Annotated in this window: 13 protein-coding genes; 1 reads left to right on the top strand and 12 read right to left on the bottom strand. The window is 61.1% G+C overall.

Features of this window, described 5'->3' with window-relative positions; translation table 11 throughout:
* Positions 1-132: 132 nt before the first annotated feature.
* From ACFFT4_RS23065 to glgB, 7 genes are all read right to left on the bottom strand, one after another.
* Positions 133-1,152: an ABC transporter substrate-binding protein gene (locus ACFFT4_RS23065; RefSeq protein WP_378051225.1), complete on the bottom strand. Its 1,020-nt coding sequence runs from the start codon at positions 1,150-1,152 to the stop codon at positions 133-135.
* Positions 1,153-1,235: 83 nt separating this feature from the next.
* Positions 1,236-2,879 (bottom strand): helix-turn-helix domain-containing protein, encoded by a 1,644-nt coding sequence (locus ACFFT4_RS23060; protein ID WP_378051224.1) that lies wholly within the window; start codon positions 2,877-2,879, stop codon positions 1,236-1,238.
* 227 nt (positions 2,880-3,106) lie between these two features.
* Positions 3,107-5,083 carry a glycoside hydrolase family 15 protein gene (locus ACFFT4_RS23055; RefSeq protein WP_378051223.1) on the bottom strand — a complete coding sequence of 659 codons (1,977 nt, stop codon included), beginning with the start codon at positions 5,081-5,083 and terminating at the stop codon, positions 3,107-3,109.
* Between the two features lie 15 nt (positions 5,084-5,098).
* Positions 5,099-6,526: a glycogen synthase GlgA gene (gene glgA / locus ACFFT4_RS23050; RefSeq protein ID WP_378051222.1), complete on the bottom strand. Its 1,428-nt coding sequence runs from the start codon at positions 6,524-6,526 to the stop codon at positions 5,099-5,101.
* A 31-nt stretch (positions 6,527-6,557) separates the two neighbouring features.
* Positions 6,558-7,670 carry a glucose-1-phosphate adenylyltransferase subunit GlgD gene (gene glgD, locus ACFFT4_RS23045; RefSeq protein ID WP_378051221.1) on the bottom strand — a complete coding sequence of 371 codons (1,113 nt, stop codon included), beginning with the start codon at positions 7,668-7,670 and terminating at the stop codon, positions 6,558-6,560.
* The gene (locus ACFFT4_RS23040) at positions 7,667-8,833 is read right to left on the bottom strand and encodes a glucose-1-phosphate adenylyltransferase (protein WP_378051220.1); all 1,167 of its coding nucleotides are present in this window, start codon (positions 8,831-8,833) and stop codon (positions 7,667-7,669) included. The genes glgD and ACFFT4_RS23040 overlap by 4 nt, the downstream gene beginning before the upstream one ends.
* A gap of 79 nt (positions 8,834-8,912) precedes the next feature.
* A complete protein-coding gene (glgB, locus tag ACFFT4_RS23035) occupies positions 8,913-10,841 on the bottom strand; it encodes a 1,4-alpha-glucan branching protein GlgB (protein WP_378051219.1) in 1,929 nt (642 codons plus the stop codon).
* Positions 10,842-11,151: 310 nt separating this feature from the next.
* On the opposite strand from glgB, the gene ACFFT4_RS23030 reads away from it, so the two are divergent.
* Complete coding sequence (locus ACFFT4_RS23030) at positions 11,152-12,267, top strand: AI-2E family transporter (RefSeq protein ID WP_378051218.1); 1,116 nt, start codon at positions 11,152-11,154, stop codon at positions 12,265-12,267.
* 15 nt (positions 12,268-12,282) lie between these two features.
* On the opposite strand, the gene ACFFT4_RS23025 is transcribed toward ACFFT4_RS23030, so the two are convergent.
* From ACFFT4_RS23025 to ACFFT4_RS23005, 5 genes are all read right to left on the bottom strand, one after another.
* The gene (locus ACFFT4_RS23025; RefSeq protein WP_378051217.1) at positions 12,283-17,337 is read right to left on the bottom strand and encodes a discoidin domain-containing protein; all 5,055 of its coding nucleotides are present in this window, start codon (positions 17,335-17,337) and stop codon (positions 12,283-12,285) included.
* A gap of 458 nt (positions 17,338-17,795) precedes the next feature.
* Positions 17,796-19,280, bottom strand: a complete 1,485-nt coding sequence (gene araA, locus ACFFT4_RS23020; protein WP_378051216.1) for an L-arabinose isomerase — start codon at positions 19,278-19,280, stop codon at positions 17,796-17,798.
* A gap of 223 nt (positions 19,281-19,503) precedes the next feature.
* Positions 19,504-21,876: a helix-turn-helix domain-containing protein gene (locus tag ACFFT4_RS23015; protein WP_378051215.1), complete on the bottom strand. Its 2,373-nt coding sequence runs from the start codon at positions 21,874-21,876 to the stop codon at positions 19,504-19,506.
* A 75-nt stretch (positions 21,877-21,951) separates the two neighbouring features.
* Positions 21,952-23,529, bottom strand: coding sequence for a type 2 periplasmic-binding domain-containing protein (locus tag ACFFT4_RS23010; protein WP_378051214.1), 1,578 nt, complete (start codon positions 23,527-23,529; stop codon positions 21,952-21,954).
* Between the two features lie 47 nt (positions 23,530-23,576).
* A complete protein-coding gene (locus ACFFT4_RS23005) occupies positions 23,577-24,443 on the bottom strand; it encodes a carbohydrate ABC transporter permease (RefSeq protein ID WP_378051212.1) in 867 nt (288 codons plus the stop codon).
* Between the last annotated feature and the right edge of the window lie 8 nt (positions 24,444-24,451).

The raw sequence follows: 24,451 nt of genomic DNA, 5'->3' as shown, positions 1-24,451 counted from the left end.
CAATGACCGCCGCCGATCGGAAAACGATTTCCAACCTGCGCCCTCGAGCGTCTGTCCAGGATTCCGCCAACGCAAAAACGACGTTAAGCCTGCAAGTTTGCAAGCCTAACGCCGTCCTCCGCGCCGTCCCGTTTACGAGCCGGCTTTCTCCAGCAGCATCCGGGCGATTTCCTCGATTTGCAGTTTGAGGGAGATCGGATCGTTCCCCCAGAACAAATCGGGGTCCAGTTGGAATACGCGATCGTTTTTCACCGCGTCCAGCGACTTCCACAACCCTTCGTCGCTTCCCCAAACCTCCGAGATCATCTCGCCCTGATCCAGGAAAATGTAATCGCCGGCGTATTCGTCGACCAATTCGTAGGAAATTTGTCTGTACGCTTCCTTGCCGATCATCTCTTCTTTCTGCTTCGCAGGAGGCTCCAGCTTCAGATGGGTGTAGATCGCTTCGCCGCCGCGGTACCCGCCGTCGCCGTAAACGTAAAACCCTTTGTCCACCACGAACACGCCCATCAAGGAGAAGGTTGCGGCGGGATCGATCGCCTTCTCCAGCTTGGCCCGCGCGTCCGCCGCGGTCTGGTCCAGTCCGGCCAGCCACGTCTTCGCTTCCTCCTGCTTGCCCAAGGCGTCGCCAAGGAACGTCAACGTCTCGTGAATGGTTGAGAAATGACCATACGGAATCGCCAGCGTCGGAGCGATTTTCTCGTACTGCTCCAAAATCGCCTTATCGGACACCCACGTGACGATCAAATCCGGCTCCAACGCCAGTATGGCTTCCAGGGAACGTTCTCCCGTATTGGCGATTCCGTCGATCTGGTCTTGAATGACTTTGTTCTCCAGCTCCCACTGCGTGGCTCCTGCCGGTTTCACGCCGAGAACGAGCAGTTCCGGCAAATAGCCGTCGGTCACGATTTTTACCGGGTGCGTCGGAATTTCGACCTCGCCCAGAGGCGCGGCCACCTTCTTCGTGGCCGCTTCGGCAGCCGAGCTCTCGCTCGGAGCGGCCGGGGACGCGGCGGTCGCCGCTTGCTCCGGAGCCGGCGCCGATGCGTCCGCCTTCGCATGGCCTTCGTTCGCGCCGTTGCCGCATGCCGTAACGAATAATACAACCAACATCCATCCTGCAATCCATTTCCATCCCGAATAACGTTTCAAAATCTGGACCCTCCATCAATAATGATAATCATTCTCGAATGAAATCATTGTAACGGTTGGGCTTCGGGAAAGTCGATGTCATTCTATTGGATATCCGTATGGTAAAATGGTTGGATTTCGCCGCGTCGCTCCATCAGCGAGACGAGCGCATCCAATTGTTTCGACAGGGACACGCCGTCGTCCATCCAAAATTCGTTTAGGCTTAGCAGGTAGAGACGACAGCCGCGGCCTTCGACGAGCTCTCTCCAGACGTCGCGCTGCATGAGCCGTTCCCGCCAGCTCTCCGGCTCGTCCGACGGCACAATGGCAAACATATGATCGGCGGCATAGCCTGCAAGCTCGTTATCCGATATAAGCCCCGGCTCGTTCGGCTCCAGCACTTCCTCGCGGATGCGAGTCTGCGGGCTTAGTCCGAGCGACGAATACACGTTGTGCGCCGAGCGGACGGGCCAATGCGGAAGCATCCAGCGATTTCCGTTCCACAGCTCGTATAATCCGACCGTCTCCCCCGCGTCCGCGATCCTCCCCACCCTTTCCTTCGCGTTTCTCGCCTGCTTCCGGTACCTCTCGATCCACCTTTTCGCCTGAGCCGATCTGTCCAGCAGCTTTCCGAGCTCCTCCACTTCCTCAAGCTTGTCCCGCTTCCCCCACGGAAAAGAAACGACGGGCGCGACGGATTCCAGCGCTTGCAGAACGTCGGGCATGTTGTAATAGTAGGAGGGCGCGAGAATAAGCTCCGGCTTCAGAGCCGTCAGCGATTCCATCTGCCCCAGCTCCTCCATGACCGCCATCCCCGCCAATTCCTCGCGCAGCAGGAGACTCGAGCGCAGCACCTCCCGCGTGCCCGCCAAGGGCACGATATCAAGCGCCAGCAGCGCTCCGTAAAATTGCATGGCCGCTATTCGGGTCGTTCCCCGCAGCCTCCTGAACTGCCCGGGCGACATCCCTGCGTACTTCTTGAACGCCTTGCCGAAATACGAGCTGTCCGAGAAGCCGACCCGATACGCCACATCCCCGGCAACCTCCGACGTGCCGAGCAGACGGCGCTTCGCTTCGTCGATTCGCACCCGGCTGACATAGTCGCCGAAGCTCCATCCCGTTTCCTTGCGGAACAGGGACGAAAAATAGCTTTCGTTAAAGCCGGTCATCCCGGCGACCATCGAACGGGAGAGCGGCTTGTCGCTGCGGCTTTCGATATACTCGACCGCCTGCCGAATCGCAACATCCCGCTCGGGGAAACCCGCTCCGGTCAAGTCGTTGGCCAGCAGCGCCTCCATAAAGCCGCGCAAATTCTCGTGTTTAGGACGGGAATCCGGAGGATAAGCGCCTTGACCTGCCGAGCGAAGCACGCTTTGCAGCAGCTCCGCCGTATGGCGGGTCAAGTTCATCAGGCGTCCGTGCTCGGGCAGATGCTCGCGGTCGGCCGAATACCGCAGCCGATCGTCCTCCTTCGCGGTCAGCCGGTAACACCTGAAAACGACGGCCTGGAGCTCTCCAGGCTCTCCAGACTCCCCCGGCTCCGCCGCCGGAAGCAGGCGAAAGTCGCAGTCGGGATCGCTGAGCAGCATAATCTGTTTGCGGCGAAGCTCGCACGTTCGGTCGTTTAGCTTCACCTGCACGGCCTCGGACGGAACGAGCAGCGCCAGCGCATGCGGGAAGGCGCGAAGCGGATATTCCCGGTCGGTCACCCGCCGCGCCTCAATCAGTTCGTATAGAAAAGGGATCATGCTTCCTCCATGGACGGTTCGATAAGATTAGCCGCTCGTTCACGCCTTCCGGACAGGAAAAAACCGACCCTCGGGCGAACGGCAGCTTACGACTACCATTCTACCAAGAATCGGCTTCTTTTCGTAATCATTCTCCGCGACTATCCGGACAGAAGAACCTCCGGCGCGCTCACGTCCTTGAAGATGCCCTCCCTTGGGCGGTTAGGCCGCCCCCGCTCCGGCCGCGTTTAGACGCCCGCAACGGCTGCGTTTAGCCGCTCCAGCTTGCGCACATATTTGCACACTGTCGCCACATAGGTGGCGTGCGACCAGGTGAGCGGAGCGACCGACAGCGGCTCGCCCGTCTCCGGATGGAGCTGCTCCGGCAGGTTGCCGCCCTCAAGCGCAAAGCCGGCGACCTTCTCCAGCGTGCGGCGCGGCGCCTCCAGCGCGGACGGATGCTGCGCCGTCTCGATCTGGAAGCTTGCGACCCACAGCGTGCAGATAATCCACGGATTGCCGGGAATCCGTTCGATATCGTCCGACTGGCGGAAGTAGTAGTCGTTCGTATAACGGGCAATGCCGCCGATATCGGTATTGATTCGCAGCTTCTCCGAGATCGCGCTCATCGTCTTGGCGACCCGCTCGTCGTCCGCCGGGAACACGCCGAACTCGAACAGGCCGAACAGGCTGCTCTCCACCGTCATATCCTTCACCCAGCGGCCGTCCTGCTGCACAAGCCCCCGCGCGTACCTTCCCGCCTCCTCGTCCCACAGCCGTTCCTCGATGCCATGCTTGACGCGTTCGGCCACTTCGCGGTATTGGTCGCTGCGGTCGTAATCCCCGAACAGGTCGGCGAAATAGGCGGCCGCCATCAGCCCGCCGTATACCGACGCCACCGTGTACGTCCAGATGCCGTAGCGCTCCTCCCACAGATCGTAGCTCGGCTTCGGCAGGCCCAGCTCGGGCTCCATATAGTCGCACAGGAAGGCGGACGATTTGCGAATGAGCGTGCCGTACAGCGACTGGGCCAGCTCGATCTCTCCGTGACGCGCGTAATCTTTCCAGAGCGCGTACAGCACAAGCGCCGTCTCGTCCTCCTGAATCGGCAGCCGCGGCACGCCTTCCACTACGTAAGGATGCCAGCTCGACCCGACCGTGCCGTCCGGATTGTATTTGTGATGCAGATAACCTTCCGGCGACAGGTGGCGATCGCAGAAACGGAAGAAGGAGGCGATCGTCCTGTGATAGCCGGCCAGCGACATCGCGTCCGCGATCAGCGCGCCGTCGCGCGGCCACATATAGCTGTAGTGATCGCGGTTGTACTGCAGAATGTCCGTATCGTTCGCCGCGATAATCGCGCCGCGTTCGTCGGTCTGCGTCTTGACGAGGAGCAGGCTGTGCTTGAACTGGCGGACCACCTCCGCCGGCAGGTCCCCGAAGCTGCCGCCGGCCCGCGACAGCCACTGGTTCCAGTAGATGACGATGCGGCTGAGCAGCTTCTCCGGGTGGCTGTCCTGCACGTACTGATCGAGCCGCTTGACCTCCTCCATCTTCTCCCCGACGGACATCCAGTAATAGACGGAACGGTCGCCGCCCGCGGGCACCGACGTGCGGAAGCTGATCGTGCTGTCGACCGACCCCTGCGAGATCGCGTTGCCCATCAGCTCCCCGTCCTCGGCGTCCCGCCACGTGCCCTCCGCGGAATGAAATCTTTTGATCCCGGTGGAGAACTGGTAGATGCCGCCCTCGTCCGACCTGCCGTTAAACATGAAATACGACGATCTCTTGTAGTGAAAAACGGTGCGGTTATCCGGATAAAAAGCGGCCGTATCCCCGACCTCGTTGCCGTCGATCATCAGGTCATGGTGGAAAAATACCCGGACATCCCGTTCGTATTCCCGCAAATTCCGTACGACGACGCGTTTTAAGTAGATGCTCTCCCGTTGATGGATGCCGTCGTTCAGCTGCAGCTCCAGTCCCAACCCCTCGTGGCGGGCCGTGACGTTCGTGACAAGCGAGTCTTCGACGTAGCCGAGCTCGACTTTCCACTCCGGATCGTCCAGCCAGGCGAACCCTCCGTCGCACCATACGCCGAACCGGCAGGCGTGTCCGCCGACGTGATTCAGCTGTCCCACATACGGAAAATAAACGTCCCGAATGAAGCAGCTGCGATCCAGATTCACTAACATTTTTCCATTTCCGATGACCAGATGACGCGCCATGCTATCCTCTCCTTCTTAGCTGACAAGCTCGCGGTATAGTTGGCAATACAGCTTTGCCGATGACTCCCATCCGTAATCCTTGCTCGCGCCGTTAGCCACGATGCGCGCCCAGTGCTTGTCGTCCCCGTAGAACGACAAGGCGCGGCGGATCGTGTACAGCATGTCGTGCGCCGTCGGCGGGCCGAACGTAAAACCGTTCCCCGTTCCGGTATATTCGTTATACGGCGCGACCGTGTCTTTCAGCCCGCCCGTCTCGCGCACGATCGGCACCGACCGGTAACGCAAGGCGAGCAATTGGCTGAGTCCGCACGGCTCAAAACGCGAAGGCATCAAATACAGGTCCGAGGCGGCGTAGATGCGCCTCGCCAAGCCTTCGTTAAACCCGAACCACAGCGCCAGCTTGTCCCGATTGGCCGCCAGCGCCGACCGCAGCATCGCCTCGATGTCCGGCTCGCCGGAGCCGAGAACGACGAGCTGCACCTTCATCTTCATCAGCTCCGGCAGCGCCTCGGCGATCAGATCGAAGCCCTTCTGCTGCGTCAATCGCGACACGATGCCGATCAACGGCGCGCCGGCGTCCTCGGGAAGTCCCAGTTCGCGCTGCAGCGCCAGCTTGTTCCCGCGCTTGTCCTCCAGGGAATCGCGGTAATTGACCGCCAGGTTCGGATCGCTCAGCGGATCGTACACCTCCGTGTCGATGCCGTTCAGGATGCCCCACAGGTCGTTCGAGCGCTGGCGGATGACGCCGTCCAGCTTCTCGCCGTATTCCTCCGTCTGGATTTCGTGCGCGTATGTGAAGCTCACCGTGGACAGCTTGTCCGCGAAGCGCAGCCCCGCCTTCATGCAGCTGGCCGCGCCGTAGAACTCCAGGCTGTCCTGCGTGAACGAATCGTCGCCGGTGGCCAGCAGATCCTGCAGCAGCTCGCGGGAGAACACCCCCTGATATTGCAGATTATGAATCGTGTACACCGTTCGTATGTTCCGGTATCCCGGTCGATTCGCATAGCGGGTCTTCAGCAGGAACGGGATCAGCCCCGTCTGCCAGTCATGGCAGTGCAGAATGTCCGGCATTCGCTCCAGCTTGTCCAGCAGCTCCAGCACGGCAAGGCTGAAGAAGACGAACCGCTCCGCCTCGTCGCCATAGCCGTACAGCTGCCCCCGCTTAAAGTAAAATTCGTTGTCGATCAGAATGAAGCGGACTCCGTCGACGACGACCTCCTGAATGCCGCAATACTGCCTCCGCCACCCGAGCCGCACCTCCGTGACGGCGATCGTCTCGGCGGCGTCCGCGATCTCCGGCGGGATCGCCCCGTACTTGGGCAGGACGACCGTCACCTCCGCCCCCTGCTTGGCGAGCGCCTTGGGGAGGGCGCCGACGACGTCGGCCAGCCCTCCGGTCTTGACGAGCGGCATCGCCTCCGACGCCGCGAACATCACTCTCATTCGCCTACCTCCATTGTTTGCTCCGAATGGCTTAAATCACTTTGCGCTTCAGCGCGATAAACGGCACTTCCGACGAGCCTCTGAGCTGCACCTGCGGCCGGATTTCCACCTCTTTGTCGAGAATGCAGTTATCCAGCACGCCGTTCTCTCCGATAATGCCGTTCTGCATGACGATGCTGTTGCGCACAAGCGCGCCCTTGGCGACCTTCACTCCGCGGAACAGGATGCTGCCGGTCACCGCGCCCTCGATGTCGCAGCCGTTGGCGATCAGCGAATTCGACACGTCTGCTCCGCTTCTGTAATGCGTAGGCGGTTCGTCCTTGACCTTCGTATAGATCGAGCCCGGCTTGAAGAACAGCTCCCGCCATACCTCCGGCCGCAGCAGCTCCATGCTGTGCTGATAATAAGCGGCGATGTTGTTGACGACGCCCAGCACCCCTTCGTGCATATAGGCGCGAACGTTCAGCTGGTGCAGCCGCGTCAGAATCGCGTGCCTGACGAAATGATCGCGCCCCTGGGCCAGCGACGTCTCCACCAGGTCCAGCAGCAGCTCCTTGCTCAGGACGTACATCTCCATCGACACGATGTCGCTGTCCAGACGGCCGAAATGATCCTGCATTTCCGCGATTCGTCCCGTGTCGTCCAGCTTCGCTTTGCGCGCGAGGCCGGGCGTGCCCTCCGGCGTCCGCTTGCAGACGACGGTCACGTCCGCCCCGGACTCCCGGTGCTGGTCCAGCACCTTCGCGAAGTCGACGTTGCACACCATATGGCTGCGCGCGATGACGACGTATTCCAGCGGCGTGCGGGTGAAGAAATCGCGATGTCGGTAGAAGTGATACAGGTCGCCCTTGCCGAAATCGGTCTGATCCTCCATCGACGGCGGCAGCACGAACAGGCCGCTCATCTTGCGGTGCAAATCCCAGTTCGCCCCGGAGCCGAGATGGTCCATCAGCGGCCGGAACTTCCGGTGCGCGAACACGGCGACATTGGGAATGCCCGAGTTGACCATGGAGGACAGCGCGAAGTCGATCAGACGGTATCGGCCGCCGAACGGCACCGACGCCAGACAGCGGTTGGCCGTCAGCGACTCCATCTCGTCCGCTTCGTGAATCAGGTTGATCACGCCCATCATCGGCAGCTTCATACCGTTTCAGCCTCCTTGTCTTCCGTCGTCGGCGCGATCGTCTCTCCGCTTCCGACCACCGCGATGTCCTCCGAATCGAAGCTGCCGACCTGGCAGCCGTCTCCCACCACCGCGCCTTCGCCGACGATCGCGCGAATGATTTGCGCGTTGCGGCCGACGACCGCGCCCGGCAGCAGAATCGAATCCTCGACGAGGCTGCCCTCTCCGACTCTCGCGCCGTTAAACAGCACCGAGCGGTTGATCGCGCCTTCGACGACGCAGCCTTCGTTAATCAGCGAGCTTTGCACCTTGGCGGACGGCGCCACATACTGCGCCGGCTGGTTCGGATTGGCGGTGAAAATTCGCCACGAGCGGTCGTTCAGCTGCAGCGACGGACGCTCCTCCAGCAGATCCATGTTCGCCTCCCACAGGCTGTCGATCGTGCCGACGTCCTTCCAGTAATCGTCGAAGTGGTAGGAGAACAGCCGCGCGTCCTCCGCCAGCAGCGTCGGAATGATGTCCTTGCCGAAGTCGTTGGACGATTGCGCGTTCGCTTCGTCGCGGATCAGCGATTCCTTCAGCACCGACCAGTTGAACATATAGACGCCCATCGAGGCCAGGTTGCTCGTCGGCTTCTTCGGCTTCTCCGCAAATTCGACGACGCGTCCCTCCTCGTTCACCTTCATGATGCCGAAGCGGCTGGCGTCCGCCCACGGCACGCTGATCACGGCGATCGTCGCGTCCGCGTTGTTTTTCTTGTGCGCGTCGAGCAGCAGGTCGTAATCCATTTTATAGATGTGATCGCCCGAAATGATCAGCACATACTCGGGATCGTAGCTTTCGATGAAACCGAGATTTTGATAGATCGCGTTGGCCGTGCCCTTGTACCAGGTGCCGCCCTTCTGGCGCACGTAAGGCGGCAGGACGTGCATGCCTCCCTCGCGCCGGTCGAGCCCCCAAGGAGAACCGATTCCCAGATGCCGGGTCAGCACGAGCGGCTGGTACTGCGTCAGCACCCCGACCGTCTCGATGCCGGAATGCACGCAGTTGCTGAGCGTAAAATCGATAATCCGGTACTTGCCTCCGAACGGCACGGCCGGTTTGGCCAGATCCTTCGTGAGCACGCCCAGGCGGCGGCCTTCGCCTCCGGCGAGCAGCATGGCGATGCATTCGTTCTTGCGCATGCGATCAATCCTCCTCTGGTTAGTTGCCAAGCGGAACCCTTCCCTGACCCGTTAAGCCGGACGTTCGCGCGCCCGCCGCCTATCCGGCGTCCGGGCCCTCGTTGTCCGCCGCCCATAGCAGGACGGCCAGAGCGGGCATCGGGATTTCGATACTGTAAGCTTTGCCGTGCATCGGAACGTCTGCAGCATGGACGCAATCGGGAATCGGCGTGCCGGCGCCCCCGTAATCTTCGCGATCGCTGTTCAGCAGCAGCCGGTACGTCCCGGGACGACTGACGCCGAGCCGGTAGACGGGATAGCTTTGTCGGGAAAAATTGCACGCGGCGACGACGGAGCGTTCGCCCTGTTTGTCGACGCGCAGGAACGAGAGCACGGACTGGGCGGCGTTGTTGACGTCGATCCACTCGAAGCCGGAGGCCCGGTGGTCGTTCTCCCACAGCGCGGACCGCTCCAGGTAGATTCGGTTCAAGTCGCGGACGTACCGGCGCATGCTGTCGTGCAGCGGGTAGCGCAGCAGGTCCCAATCGAGCCCGGCGGCGTCCTTCCATTCGTCGAACTGCCCGAATTCGCCGCCCATGAACAGCAGCTTCTTGCCGGGATGCGTCATCCAGTACCCGTAAAACAACCGGAGATTCGAGAATTTCTCCTCGTAGCTTCCCGGCATCTTGTTCAGCAGCGAACGTTTGCCGTGAACGACCTCGTCGTGCGACAGAGGCAAAATGTAATTTTCGGAATAGGCGTAATGCATGGAAAACGTAACGAGAGAATGGCAGGCGGGTCGGCGGGCGGGATCGGTCTCCATGTAGCGGAGCATATCGTTCATCCAGCCCATGTTCCACTTGTAGTTGAATCCGAGGCCTCCCAAGTAAGTGGGCGAGGTGACGGCCGGGTAGGAGGAAGAATCTTCGGCCATCATCAGGCTCTCGGGATAATAGAGAAAGACGGTTTCGTTCAGCTTGCGCAAAAAGGCGAGCGCTTCGATATCCTCGGAACCGCCGTAACGGTTCGCCGTGCGCATCGAATCGGGTTTATCGAAATTCAGGTCGATCATGCTGGCCACCGCATCCACGCGCAGGCCGTCGATATGGTACGCGTCCAGCCAGAACAGCGCGTTGGAGATCAGGAAGCTCTGCACCTGGGGCTTGCCGAAATCGAAGGCGAGCGTCCCCCACAGCGGCTTCTCCGCGCGGCGGTAATCGGCGGGCTCGTACAGCGGCGTTCCGTCGAACAGCCTCAGGCCGTGCTCGTCCTTGCAGAAATGGCCGCCGACCCAGTCGAGCAGCACGCCGATCCCGCTCCGATGCGCGCAATCGACAAGCTCCATCAAGCCTTCCGGCGGTCCGTAACGGCTGGTCGCGGCATAGTAGCCCGTCGTCTGGTAGCCCCACGAGCGGTCGAGCGGATGCTCGGCAAGCGGCAGCACCTCGATATGCGTATAGCCCATGTCCCGGACATAGTCGACAAGCTCGCGGGCCAATTGTCCGTAGCCGCGGAATGGCTCCGGCGCATCCATTCTCCAGGAGCCGAGATGCGCTTCGTAGATGAGCATCGGCTTGTCGTAGGGTGCGCTCCGCTTTTTCCGTTCCATCCAGTCGCCGTCCCGCCATTCGTAACGGGAGAGCGACGTTACGACGGAGGCCGTGTTCGGGCGCAGCTCGGAGCGAAAGCCGAACGGGTCGCTCTTCAAGCGGCGCTCTCCGCGGGCGTCGACCAGCTCGTACTTGTAGCGGCAGCCTTCGTCCAGACCGCGGCCGAAGCCGGCCCACACCCCGGTCGTTCCGATCCGTTCGAGCGCGATCGCGCGGGACCGGTCGAAGCTGCTCCAATCGCAGAAATCTCCGACGACGAACGCTTCGCGCGCGTTCGGCGCCCAGAGGACGAACCGTACGCCCCTCTGCCCCGCCGCTTCCATCGCATGCGCGCCGAAGGTAAGGTAGGCTCGAAACAGCTGGCCGGTATTGAACAAGTACAGGTCGTCCGATGACACAAGAGCCGACGATGCCTGCATGCTGCGTCACCTCCCCAACGGCTTTTTCGGAACCGATACGAACTTCGGCTTTCTTTTGTTAACTCAATGTAAAACTTCCTTACATCTTACACGAAATTTACATCCATTATAACGAAAATTCTGACAATAATCACCCCCATTTTCTACAAATTCGCGACTCTATCTCCACGTGGGACTATATTTTTATGCCTCCTGAATAATTCGCATTCCTCGCGTCCGTTTCCTGCCGACGTTTATTTTCCAACGAGAAAAGTTAATTTTATAATAAGATGAAAGCGAACATTTCAAAATCGCAGAAAGAGGTCATCCTATGCCGCAAGGAAAATGGTTTCGCATCGGTTATGGCATCATCGTTGTCCTGCTCATCGCTTATTTGGCGTCGAAAGTGGACTACCTGTTCAATCCCCTCGGCGACGTCCTGGCCGCCCTGTTCGTGCCGGTCGTGCTGTCGGGCATGTTCTATTACGCGCTGCGACCGGCGGTAAGGCTGCTGGCGAAGCGCCTGCCGCTGTCCCTGTCGATCCTGCTCGTCTACCTCGTCGCGGTCGGCCTGATCTTCCTCTTCTCCTGGCTGGTCTGGCCTTTTATCCGCCAGCAATCGTTTACGCTCGTGGAAAATTTCCCCGAAATTCTGGAGCAAATCCGCCGCTGGCTCATGTCGCTCCAGGAGCATCAGTGGCTGCAAAACATCGGGAAGGACGAAGCGTTCTCGACGGCCAATCTCGCCTCCCAGCTCTCCAACGCCTTGGGCGATCTGCTGAATTCGATCGTCGGAAGCGTGCGCAGCCTGTTCAACATCGTCATGAACTTCTTCCTGCTGCTCGGGCTCGTGCCTTTCATCATCTACTACATGCTCAAGGAGGACCACAAGTTCCCGAAGCTCGCAACGCGGCTTCTGCCCGCCCGCTATCATCGGGAAGCGCTGGAGGCGATCAGCGAAATCGACGCCTCGATCGGCTCGTTCATTCTCGGCAAGGTGATTACGTCGATCGTCATGGGCACGCTGACGTTCTGCGGCTATTTGATCATCGATCTGCCTTATCCGCTGCTGCTCGGACTGGTCGCCGCCGTCACGAACGTGATCCCCTATCTGGGCCCGCTGCTTGCCGGCATTCCGGCCGTCATCGTCGCCTTGACGATCTCTCCCGTCGCCGCGCTGGAGGTGTGCGTCGTCATCGTCATTTCCAATCAGATCGAATCGAATCTCGTCGCGCCGAAAATCATGGGCAAGCAGATGAACGTCCACCCGCTGACGATCATGCTGCTGATCATCGGCGCCGGGGCCATCGTCGGTCCGGTCGGCATGATCATCGTCGTCCCGGCGTACGCGATCGTCAAGATCGTCGCGCTTCGCGTCTACCATTACAATCAACAAAGCCGCACCGGCGACGAGCCGGATTCCCGGCCGCCGAAGATGCGGCAATAAGCTTGCGCTTCCGCGCTATTTGTTGTAGATGCGGTAAATCAATGCCGCCGTTTCCGCTCGCGTCGCATGACCTTGCGGATTGACGGCCGAATGGCTGCCCTGCACAATGCCGCTGCTCACGAGCGCGGCGACGCTCCGCTCCGCATAGGAGGCGATGCCGCCGCGGTCGGTGAACGGAGCGATGTCCGCCTCCGTCCCGGCCGACAGAGGCTTGCCGGCAATCGCCATCGCCCTGTCGATCAGAACCATCATATCCTGCCGCGAGATCGGGTCGTCGGGATGGAAGCGATTATCGCCCGTTCCGGCGGCGATGCCCAGCTTTTTGGCTGCAGCCAGCGCTTCCGCGTAATACGCCGTCCCGCTGACGTCGGAGAAATTTTCTTCCGCCGTCGCGCTGATGCCCAGCGCTCTGACGAGCAGCAGCAGGAAATCCGCTCGCTTGATGTCCGCCCCCGGACGATACGTATCGGCGGAGGTGCCGGAGACGATGCCTTTGGATGCCAGCACCTCGATCGCTTTCCTGGCCCATTCCGCCCGGCCAAGGTCGTTAAACGTTTTTTGAACGTACGCCACGGCATACAGCCCGGATCGGGTCGCCGTAAAGACGACTTGACCGCTCGCCGCGTCGTATTTTCCGGTAGCTACCGCCTCCGCGCCGCCCGCTTCGTCGATGCGCCGGACGACGATATGCTCGGGATCGGCCAACTCCTCCGCTGTCGGCGTATACGGAATCGCCAGCACGACCGGCGCGTCGGGGTTGCTCCAAGGCGTGTCGGCTCCGTCTGCCCGCAATCCGAATTCAACGGCGGGCCGGTCGCCGATTTCCGTCCGCAGCGCCGGGCTTAACCGGTTTTTGTCCGCCGCCGCGAAGACGATCGAGACGGTTTGCGCGCCCTGTGCGATCGTCCCGCCCAGCATGGACGAGGTGGCCTTTACCGTACCGAGCCCGGTTGCGATCTCGACGCCGGCCGACGGCTCGCCCGAAGCCAAATCCTGTGCCGGAACGGTGACGACATAAGCGTTCGCCCCTTCCACGTGCGGCACTTCAATACGCACGTCTTTCGCGTAGGCCGCCGCCCTGTTCCAGGTGTCGATGTCGACTGCAACGGACGCAACCCCCGACGCATCCGGCTGCGGCGTCGGCGTTACGATGCGATTCGGCGCTCCGTTCTCGGCGGGCGGCGTTGTTGTCCCGGAATTCCCGCCGCTGCCGGCGTTCCCTCCGTTTCCACCGTTTCCTCCATTCCCTCCGTTCCCGCCGCCGCTTGAGGCATCGGGCGGCGTCAGACGATACTTCATTCCGGGAACCGTCTCGAACGTATACGTCGGCTCTTCCGGATGATCGGGCGCCGTTCCGCGTACGGTCGGGACGACGCGGCCGTTCGCATCCGTCACCTTCATCCCCGCCGTCCAGGGCGAAGCGACGGTCGCCGTTCGTCCGGCTTCGCTGAGCACTTCGACATATTCCGCCTTGCGCGCGGCTCCGTCATAGGCGGACGATACGACAAACGCGCCTTTGGCCCGCAGGTTGGCAAATTCCGCGTCCCTGTCCGGGAGCCAGTTGGGAAACACTTTAAGGACGTCCCGATCGCTCACCAGCATCATGCCGTTAATCGCTTCGGTGGCCCCGCTCTTCTCGGAGCCGTGGAAATCGGCGTCGTCCTTGATCGTCAAGTTGCGCTGCATTTGCTCCTCGATGGTCAACGCGAAGTTGTCCACGATTTCCTGCGCCGGATACCTGACGTTAACCGCCTGCGCGAAAATTTTCGGGAAATTGTTGTACTGGCTCCAAGCCCCGTTGCGCCCGCCGCCGATCGCTTCGTCGACGAAGACGGACAGCGTGTCGCGGGCAATCCGCAGCTCCTCCTCCGACGAATAATAACCGAGCTGGTCGCCGGGAATGACGCTTTCCAGCGGCAGAATGTTGCCGTCCCACGGGATCGGCCGCGACAGCTCCTCCCACCGATCGTTGCTCCAATGCTTCTCGGCGAGAGAATAGATCGTCTTGCCGGCGTATTGAGCGGTCGGCTGCGGCGCCAGATGGTCGAGAATACGCTGCCATTCCGCCCGCTTGTCCGCGTCGACATCCAGCTTGGCGCCGGCTTGGACGGCATGGGACAGCGCATTTTTGAGCAAGGCCAGCTCGACCGCCGAATTGACGCCCCACGAGCCTTCGTTATAGGCGCTGTACAGCACAAACTTGCCGTCCTCTTCCTCCAGCCACGCCTCGTACAGCGCGATGCATTTTTTCAGATAGTCGTATAAAACCGGCAGGAAGCTCTCGTCCTGCGTGTAATCGTAATACTCGATCAGCGGATAAGCGCTGAAAATGGCGTCCAGCAATTGTCCGTAATAGCTGTAGCCCCGTTCCAGCTTCATTCCCCAAGGACCGATGCTGACCGGGTACAGCAGCGCGCCGGCGATGCCGTTCGTCTCGTCGATGTCGCCCTTGGCGATTTTCGCTTCGACGAACTCCCGGACCTTCGCTCCCTGCGCCCCTTCGCCGATATGCAGCAGATGATCGGTCGATCCGGCGTTGGCGCCCCCTTCGTCGGCGTAATCCAGAATCGCTTCGATGGCCGGCAGGCCCATCCAGGCGCGGTTGCTGGAATTGACGCCGTAGAACGTGGAAATAAAATTGTAGTTCAGATGGTAATCCGAGCTCCACTGCGAGCCGTCGGTCGTATGCCAGATGCCGTACAGGCCCGGCGCCACCTTGCCCTCCCGAACGCTGCTGCCCAGAATGTATTGGGCCGCATAATAATATTTCATCAGCGCGTCCAGCTTCGGATCGCCGGTATCCATAAGCACGTAGGACGTTGTCCAGAACTCCTTCCACCACGCCCGATGCGCTTCCTCCAGGCGCAGAATGTCTTCGGGCTCCGTCAGATCGCTCAGCAAGCTCAACGCCTGCGTCTCCGGCTCCGCGTCCTGCAGCAGCGCTCCGGCATAATCGTAGGTGCGCCCGCCTCCCCCGATCGCCGTGACGAGATATACGGTCTGTCCGGGAACGAGAACAAAATCGAACGTTCCGCTTCCGTCCCCTCCATCCGCAGCGATCTGCGCGTCCGGCGCGCCGATCAAGCGGGTCGCCAGCGCCGCTTTGGACGTATGGGCGCGCGGATCTCCGGCATCCCTGCCGTCAATGGTCGTCTCGCGAGTGACGACGATGCTCTCTCCCTCGTCCGACGCCGCGACGGGAAGCTGCGGATTGCCGGATTTCGCCCACACCTGCGCCTGCAGAGCGACCGGCGAATCCCCCTCCGACGCAAGCTCGGTGACCATTACGTTGCTCGTCGCCGACATCCACGTGCGCATAGCCAGCGGCGTCTTCGCGATGTCCGTCGCGGTCCGAATTTCGGCGTTCAGGATATCCTGGATCTCGTGCAGCCTGCCTTGCGGCTTGGGGCGAACCAGGCCCGGCGCCGCGAACAGCGACAGCTGCAAAATCGCGTCCGCCGAGTCGGCCGTCACTTTGACGTAGCGGGCCGCAAAAGCGTCCGTCGTCACGTCGATCAGCCTGCTCGAATTGGCCGACGTCGCATCGACGGTTCGCCAGCTCAAGCCGTCGTCGCTCGCCTCCACCGTCACGTCCTGCGTCCGGGCCAGCCGCACGATATAACGCGAAATGTCGAAGCTGCCGCCCAGGTCGTATATTTTCGACACGTCTCCCGCGCCCTCTGCGCCGTCCTCGTCTTCATCCGCCCCGGCGGCGACGTTGTACAGCTCGAACTGGCCGATGCGGGCCCGCGGATTGTCTCGCGAATCCTCGGTATTGCCCTGCGTTGCCGCGGTAATAAACAGCCTGACGTAGCGGGCCGAGACAGACCGCTCCAAAGTCACGTCCGTCGTCGAGCTCGAGTTGCCGACGACGGCGTACACCGTTTCCCACTCCTCGTCGGGCCCGTTTCTCGCCTGCAGCTCGAAATCCTTCGTATTGTTCTCGCTTTCCGAGGGACGGCCCGCCCCGTCATGCCGCACGACGAAACGGTTGAACGTTTCCGTCGCACCGAGATCGACCTCCAGCCACCACGGGCCCGGCTGCCCGTCGCCGTGATACCCGCTGGTCCAGCCCTCGTAGCCGGAATTTTCGCTCCACGCTCCGTTGACCGCGCGATCCGGCGTCAGCGTATAGTGCGAGCCGCTTGCCGTCGCCGGTTTGTTCAGCGTCAGCGAAGCTGTCGGCTCCTCCGGAAAGTCGGGAAGCTCCCCCTGGTCGACCAGATCGGACTCGTAGTAAACCTCGAACTGACCGATTCTCGCGCGCGGATTTTGCGCCGAATCGCTTGTCGTCTCCTGCGTCCCTTGGGTAATGTACAGCCGCACGTAACGCGCCGTCACGGGCAGCGGCAGCACAATATCCGACAGCGCCTCCCGATTGCCCGTTACGGTATAAACATCCGTCCATGCGTCGCCGTCGGAGCTCGTCTGCAGCTTGAAGCTTTGCGTCACATTGGCCGTCTCGTTCGGACGGGCGGCCGCGTCGTGCCGGATGACAAACCGGTTAAACGTCGTTTCCCCGCCCAAATCGACCGCCATCCATTGCGGATTGCCGACCGGCGAAACCCAGCCCTCGTAGCCCTGCGACCATTCGCCGTTCACGGCGCGCGAGGCGGGATAACCGCCGTGCTCGCCGCTTGCCGTAACCGCTTTCCGATAAGCGAGCGAAGTCGTCTGCGGATCCGGCGGCGAATACGTCGCCTGCCGAACCGTCACGCCGCCGATCGGCAGCGGGGAGCCGTTGTAGGCCCAGAAGTCCCCTTTGGAAATGTAAAAGGTTTTCGATTCCGCATCCCCGCCGGACGTCACGCCCGTATCGCCGTTGCCGAGCAGCGCCGTCTTCGGCATCGTCGGCACAAACAACCCTTCGTAAGAAGTATCGGTCCATTCGCCGTAATATCTGGAGATAACGCTTTGCAGCTTGCTCCAATCGGCCTCCTGCCGGGCTTCGGCGTCAGCGGACGCCGCGGCTGCGGGCGTTGACGCTCCCCATGCCGCCGCGCTTTCGGCGGCGAGCAGGACGGACAAGCCGATTGCCAGCATGCGTTTGGCCCAGTTCGATTTTGTCATTTGGCAGTTCCCCCGTTTCGTTCTGATCAACCCGTTGTTCACGGGTATCGTCGAAACGCCTTGGGCGTCTCTTCATGTATTGCAGCGCCCCGCTTCGTCGCGCGATCCGAAGGGCAGCGCTTACAATCTTCGGCTTTATTGTATCACTAAAATGATACAATATAATAAATACTGTGTTACTTTTATATCGATAATACTAGTTAAAGCGCTGTTATAAGTCAATAATATAATAATAATAACCTATAAAATAATACAGTTGATACAATTGAATTCACTTTTGGGCATCAACGCCCGTCCTCCCGCCCTCTCTTCGCCAACCGCAAGAAATCCTTTAAAGCAAAAGTAGAGGCCCGTCCTTAACAGGACAAGCCTCTACTTGTTTCCTCGCGTATGAGAAATCAGGAGTCTTTCCGCGCCGCTTCGGCGCAGCGGCATTCGCCGCCGCTGTCGTTAACGGTCTATTTCCAGGCGGCCTGGCTCCAGCGCAGCTCGTTGCGGAGCCGGGCGGCGCTCGTCTGCTCGTCGATGACGACGCATTCGATGCCGAAGAGGTCGGCGAAATCGAGCATCTGCTCGGTCGTCGCCGCGAACGAATAGACGGTGTGGTGCGCGCCGCCGGCCAAAATCCAGGCTTCGGCGCCCAACTGCAGCGAAGGCTTCGGCTTCCAAAGCACGCGGGCGACCGGAAGCTTCGGCATCGGCTTGTTCACGGCGACGCCCTCCACTTCGTTCACGATCATGCGGAAGCGGCTGCCCATGTCGACGACCGATACGTTGATCGCGGAGCCGCCCTTGCCGTCGAACACGATCCGGGCCGGGTCGGCCTTGCCGCCGATGCCGAGCGGATGCACTTCGATGCGCGGCTTGGAGGCCGCCAGCGTCGGACATACCTCCAGCATGTGCGCGCCGAGCACCAACTCGTTGCCGGGCTCGAAATGGTACGTGTAGTCCTCCATGAAGGACGTGTCGACGCCGCCCGCGATAATCTTTACCAGCCGGGTCAGCGCGGCGGTCTTCCAGTCCCCTTCGCCCGCGAAGCCGTAGCCCTGCTCCATCAGCCGCTGCACGGCGAGGCCCGGAAGCTGCTCCAGCCCGTGCAGATCCTCGAACGTCGTCGTGAACGCGGTGAATCCGCCTTCCTCCAGGAACGACTTCAGCGCGATCTCCAGCTTCGCCTGATAGGCGATCGCGTCTCTGACCGGTCCCGGCCTGCGCCCCGCCTCGACGATCTCGTAGGCCGCGTCGTATTCCTCCAGCAGCCGTTCGACCGCTTCCGCGGACACCGCGTTCACCCGCTCGACAAGATCGCCGACGCCGTAGCCGTTCACCGACCAGCCGAAGCGGATTTGCGCCTCGACCTTGTCGCCTTCCGTAACCGCGACCTGCCTCATATTGTCTCCGAACCGGGCAACCTTAAGCTTCCGGCTCTCCACGCCGGCAACCGCTGTCCGCTCCCAGCCGCCGATCCGCGCCCGCACCTGCGGGTCCTGCCAGTGGCCGACGACGACCTTGCGGGAGATGCCCAGGCGCGCTCCGATAAAGCCGTACTCGCGATCCCCGTGAGCGGCCTGGTTCGTATTCATGAAATCCATATCGATCGTATCCCACGGAATGTCGCGGTTGTACTGCGTGTGCAGATGAAGCAGCGGCTTGCGCAGCTCCGACAGCCCGGCGATCCACATCTTCGCCGGCGAGAACGTGTGCATCCACGTTACGATGCCCGCGCAGGCGTCGTCCGCGTTCGCGTCCGCGCACAGCTGGCGGATTTCCTCCGGCGTCTTCACGACCGGCTTGAATACGATCGGATACGGGATGCCGGCATCTCCGGTCAGCGACTCCGCGATTTCCCGGGAATGCGCGGCGACCTCCTCCAGCGTCTCCGGTCCGTACAAGTGCTGACTACCGGTCACAAACCAAAATTCATAAGATTGCAGCTTCAACATTGCGCGAATCCCCCTAACAGGAATGGTAATGAACTACTTGTACGTACATGTTCGCCCTTTCATTTTAGGGGAATTCGCCTTGGAATACAACTGTTTGTTTGAGCAAGCCCCGAAAACGCGGCCTCAGGTTGTACATACGAGCAGCCGGTCCCGCTCGCCTTCCCCGGCCGTCGGTCCGGAGCGGCTCAACGGTTCGGCTCGACTCTCTTCGCGCCCCGTGCGGTCACCCGCCGCGGTTCATCTCCCTGTATTGGCTGGGGGTGATCCCCTCGTACTTTTTGAAAATCCGGTTGAAATACGTATGCTGGTAGCCGACGCCGATCGCGATATCGTTGATTTTCCCGTCGGTCTCGCGCAGCGCCGTCTTCGCCTTCTCCAGCCGCAGATGGGTCAAGTAATCGATAAACGTGATGCCGGTAATCTGCTTGAACGCCCGGCTCAGCGTATAGGCGCTCGTGCCGAACTGGTCGGCGCAGCGCTCCAGCGACAGCTCGAAGCTCATATAGCCGTCGCCGATCAGCAGCAGCGTTTTCTCCACCATCTGCTTCATATGATAGTCCTGCCTGTCGATCAGCTCCTTGACGTACGGGCCCACGACCTTCTGGCGAAACCATTGCGGAATCCCTTCGGGATTGACGCAGGCCGCAAGCTGCTCGTACAGATTGCCGCCTCCGAACAGCCGGATCGGATTGGCGCCGGAATGCAGCATCGCGTGCTGCAGACTGCCCAGCAGCTGAAGCATGCCCTGCTGCACGACCAGCTTGGCTCCGCTCTCGGAGAGCGTCTCGAGGAAGCGCTCGATCAGCTCCGAGGCTTCTTCCTCCGAGCCGATTCTTACGGCGTGAATAATCTCCTTCTCCAGCGCGAACGGGTAGCGGAATTCGCCTTCCGCCGAACGGCGCTTCTCTTCGTCGCCCGCGTGGATGATCTGGCTCCCGCCTCTGACGTCCTCGTAGTTCTGGACGCGGCGGGCCTCCTCGAACAGCATCGGAAGCTGCCTGACCTGTGGGGACGGCCGGCTGGCCGAGACGGTCATCTGCAGCTTGAGCACCTTCTCCACGGCCGCGATCCATTCCCCGGACAGCCGGTTCAGCTCGCCTCTGAGCTCCTTCTCCGCCAGCTCGCCGGGGAAGGCCAGCAGCAGCCCGAGCGTCAGGTCGTGAAAGTTCAGCGTCTGGAACGGCAGCGCCTGCGCCTCCAGCAGCTCCGAGACGATGTTGACCGCCGCGAAGGTGACGAGATCCTCGTCTCCGGGCGAGAAGCGCCCCTCCAGCTGGGAGAAGCGCGTCAGTTGAACGACGACGACAACAAGCTGCTTGCCCTCCGCCTCCCAGCCGTACTGCCGCAGCCGCTCGCGCAGCTCCGGCTCGTTGCGGGAAAACAGCCTGCCCTGAACGACCTGCAGCAGGAAGCTCTCCCGCATCTGCGGAACGTGCGCCTCGAGCCGGTTCGTCAGCTCCTCGCGCTCGCTGGTCAGATGACGCCACTGGCGCTCGATCAGCTCGAATTCGTCGCGATTGTCCGAGGAGGCCCGCGCATAGGCCGAATCCTTGGACAGAATGCCCATCAGCCTGCCGATCGGGGAGTAGAGGCGCAGCGAAGCGCCCCACGACAGCAGCAGCGCCAGCACGAGCCCGCAGCCGCTGATCCACAGCATCAGCCGGGACGCGAACAGCAGCGGAGCGGTAATTGCCGAGACCGGCGCCGCCGACACGTAGGTCCAGTCGGAGCCCAGCCGGGAGAACGTCCCGGTGAACACCAGGTAGTCGGCGCCCTCGTAAGCGAACAGGAACGAGCTTTCCCGATCCTCGCGGCCAAGATATGCTTCGCGCAAAGCCCGCTCCAGCGGCCCCGCCCGCCCTTCCCCGTTCAGGAAGCGGTAATCGGTCCCGCCCAGCAGGACGGTCGTTCCGCCCTCGTACGGCGTCAGCGTGTTCAGCAGCCGGTTCAGCCAGTCGTAGTTAATGACCGCCGCGATGTAGCCGAACGATTCGACGCCGCCTCCGGGCACCTTGCTCACGAGTGTCATGCCGGGCGAGCTCCACGTCTTGCCGTTGTACGACTGAAACTCGTCGGTCCAAAACTCGTACTTCGCGTGCTCCAGCCACGGAGCGTAGCGGTTGTCCGCCTCCGAGGCGTCGAGATTGAGATAGATGTCCTTGCGGAACACGCGCGGCTCCGGCCTGTCCAGGTAAAGCTCCACGCCGGACACGAGCGGGTGCGAGCCTTCCATAATGAGCAGCGTGCGGTAAATGTCGTGAATCTGCTCGTAGTTGTAGACGAAATCGAGCTTCAGCAGCTTGTTGTCGAACTGGGTGTCGAACGACCAGCGGGAGAACAGCATCTCCAAATACGAGAACTGGTCGCCGATATTCTCGGCCCGCTGCTGAATCCGGTTGACGTGAAGCTGCCGAAGCTCGGTCGCGATCTGCTTCGTAGACGTCCAATAGATGATGCCTCCGGTGACGAGTCCGGGAATCGAGGTCACCGTAAGAAGAAGCACGAGGCTTTTCCAATAAAAGCTGCGCGAACGCTTCTTCCTGGCCGCAAGACCGCTGATCCACCCGCTTCCCAGGTTCCCCCATCCCAGACCCATTCCCGCTCCATCCTCTCTCTGCGCGATTCGCGTTAGCCGCGGCGGCCGGCGCGGCGAACGCGGACGTTCTGGACGTTACAGCCCCGCGCGCCGCTTGTAAGCTTCGGTCATTTCCCCGCTCATCTTGATCATATCCGGATCGTCCCGCAGCTTGGCCGCGAGGTCGTCCCAGGCTTCGATCGGCTGAAGCCCCAAAATCACCTTCGTCTTCAGGTCGATAATTTTCTTCTCGATTTCCGGAAGCGCCTTCTGGGCGGTCTCCGAATACAGCCCGATGGAGATGTCGGCGACGCTTGTCTTGGCGCGTTCGTCCTGCACCTGCGCGTACAGCTCATTGGACTCCGGCGAGAAAAACGGCTTCGTCGAGCTGGCGTACGGATCGGCGACGTACAAAATCTGGTTCAGATCGGCCACGCTGTCGGCCAGCATCTTCTCCGTGTCGACGACCGGCTCGCCGTTTTCCAGCTTGTGGTGAATGCCTTCGAGCCCGTACGTGTTCAGCTTGAACACCTCCGGATTCATCCACGTGTCCATCACCTGGAGGATGCGCTTCATTTTCTCCTCCGGAACCGACTTCGGAATGGCCATCACGCCGTTGTAGCCGGGTCCCTTCGGATTGTAGCCGTTCAGGTTCGTCACTGGATAGAAGTCGGTATCCTTCACATTCGGATCGATTTTCTTCAGCTCTTCCATGTAGTCCCGCTGCGTGCCCGCCTTCTCGGTCATCAGCCCGAGCCGGCCGGCCCGGAACATGTCGCGCAGCTGCGTCGGCTTAAGCGAGGCGAAGTCGGCGGGAATGAGCTTCTCCGCGTACGCCTTCGTAATATAGACGAGCGATTCGCGCACCTCCGGAAGCAGCGAGGTATGGATCATCTTCTCGCCGTCCCACTTCCAGCTTCCGTTCACGCCGGTGAAGCTGTGCTCGATATAGCTGAGAGAGCCATAGGGCAGATCGACTCGCGTCGGCTCGATATAAGCGGCGAAGCCTTCGGTGTCCGGCTTGCCGTTGCCGTCCGGGTCCCGTTCTACAAACGCTTTCATAACCGCGTACAGCTCGTCGGTCGTCGTCGGCGCCTGCAGGCCGACCCGGTCCAGCCAGTCCTTGCGCACGATGAAGAAGGTGTCGGCCTCGGAAGGACGGGGACGCGGAACCGCGTAATTTTTGCCGTCGGCCATCTTCGTCAGCTCCCATGCCGTCTCGCTGATTCCGCTAGACAAGTTCGGATATTCGCCGATGTACGGCCCCAAATCCCAGAACGCCCCCTGCGACGTCATGCTGCGGAAGACGGTCGAGAACGGATCGTTGATATAGATCAGATCCGGAATGTCCCCCGAGACGAGCGTAACGTTTAATTTGTCCGTGTAATTGTTGGAGGACACCCACTGGATGTCCATGCGGGAGTTCGTCGCTTCCTCGACCGCCGCCTTGACCGGATTGTCGTCGGCCATCGGCTGCTGGCTGAAGAAGTTGGTCATCACCGTGAATTCCACCGGCGCCGGCTTGTCTCCCGTGCTCTGCCCGGCTCCCTTGTCCGCGGACGCGCTCCCCTGAGCCGTCCCGCTCGGCGCGTTCGCCGAGTTTCCGCCGCCGCATGCCGACAGCAGGACGAGCGACGCCAATGCCGCCGCCAGTCCCGTTTTCCCGATTTTCATAGTATACCCCGCTCCTTATCCGTTTTGAAAGTTGAAAAAATCGCGCGTTACCCTTTCACCGAGCCGACCATGGCCCCTTTGGCAAAATATTTTTGCAGGAACGGGTAGACGCCTAATATCGGAACCGTCGAAATCATGACCGCCGCCATTTTCAGCATCTCCGTCGGCGGCTTCACCGTGTAGGACGAGGTGGCCAGCTCGCTGTTGGACGAAGAGATCAGCAGATTTTGCAGCAGCACCTGAATCGGCCATTTGGCGGCGTCGTTCAAGTACAGCAGCGCGTTGAAAAACTGGTTCCAGTAGCCGACCGCGTAGAACAGGCCGAACGCCGCGATGGAAGGCAGCGACAGCGGCAAAATGATGCGGAACCAGATGCCCAGATCGTTGCAGCCGTCGATCGCCGCCGACTCCTCCAGCTCCGCCGGAATGCTGTCGTAGAAGCCCTTCATCAGAATGACGTTCCAGCCGCTGGCCAGCGCGGGAAAGATGAGCGACCAAATGTTGTTGATGAGCCCCAGCTCGCGGACGAGCAAATAGTTCGGGATGATGCCCGGGTTGAACAGAACCGTAAACAAAATGAGCAGCAGCATCACCCTGCGTCCGCGCAGCCGCTTGCGGGAAAGCGCGTAAGCGAGCGATGCGGTCACCGCCAGACTGCAGACGGTTCCGACGCCGGCCAGAAAAGCGCTGTTGCCCAGCGAGCGAATGAAGGCCGGGGTGGACAGCAGATAGCGATAGGCGTCCACTGACAGCTTCTCCGGAAACAGAATAAAATCCTTCGTTAAATATTCGGTCGAGTCCGTAAAGGAAATGACCAGCACGTAATAGATCGGAAAAAAGGTCAGCAAGGCGACAACGCCAAGCACGAAATAATTGATCCCGCCGAACAGCCGGTCGCCCCGCGATTGCAGCATGGTCCCCC

Origin of the sequence: Cohnella cellulosilytica (assembly GCF_042431195.1) — a bacterium.
Taxonomy (GTDB): domain Bacteria; phylum Bacillota; class Bacilli; order Paenibacillales; family Paenibacillaceae; genus Cohnella; species Cohnella cellulosilytica.
This window is presented reverse-complemented; position numbering and strand designations above follow the sequence as displayed.

Coding starts and splice junctions, on each gene's coding strand:
- ACFFT4_RS23060 (WP_378051224.1), bottom strand. CDS start 2,879: ATGATCCCTTTTCTATACGAACTGATTGAGGCGCGGCGGGTGACCGAC.
- ACFFT4_RS23055 (WP_378051223.1), bottom strand. CDS start 5,083: ATGGCGCGTCATCTGGTCATCGGAAATGGAAAAATGTTAGTGAATCTG.
- glgA (WP_378051222.1), bottom strand. CDS start 6,526: ATGAGAGTGATGTTCGCGGCGTCGGAGGCGATGCCGCTCGTCAAGACC.
- glgD (WP_378051221.1), bottom strand. CDS start 7,670: ATGAAGCTGCCGATGATGGGCGTGATCAACCTGATTCACGAAGCGGAC.
- ACFFT4_RS23040 (WP_378051220.1), bottom strand. CDS start 8,833: ATGCGCAAGAACGAATGCATCGCCATGCTGCTCGCCGGAGGCGAAGGC.
- glgB (WP_378051219.1), bottom strand. CDS start 10,841: ATGCAGGCATCGTCGGCTCTTGTGTCATCGGACGACCTGTACTTGTTC.
- ACFFT4_RS23030 (WP_378051218.1), top strand. CDS start 11,152: ATGCCGCAAGGAAAATGGTTTCGCATCGGTTATGGCATCATCGTTGTC.
- ACFFT4_RS23025 (WP_378051217.1), bottom strand. CDS start 17,337: ATGACAAAATCGAACTGGGCCAAACGCATGCTGGCAATCGGCTTGTCC.
- araA (WP_378051216.1), bottom strand. CDS start 19,280: ATGTTGAAGCTGCAATCTTATGAATTTTGGTTTGTGACCGGTAGTCAG.
- ACFFT4_RS23015 (WP_378051215.1), bottom strand. CDS start 21,876: ATGGGTCTGGGATGGGGGAACCTGGGAAGCGGGTGGATCAGCGGTCTT.
- ACFFT4_RS23010 (WP_378051214.1), bottom strand. CDS start 23,529: ATGAAAATCGGGAAAACGGGACTGGCGGCGGCATTGGCGTCGCTCGTC.
- ACFFT4_RS23005 (WP_378051212.1), bottom strand. CDS start 24,443: ATGCTGCAATCGCGGGGCGACCGGCTGTTCGGCGGGATCAATTATTTC.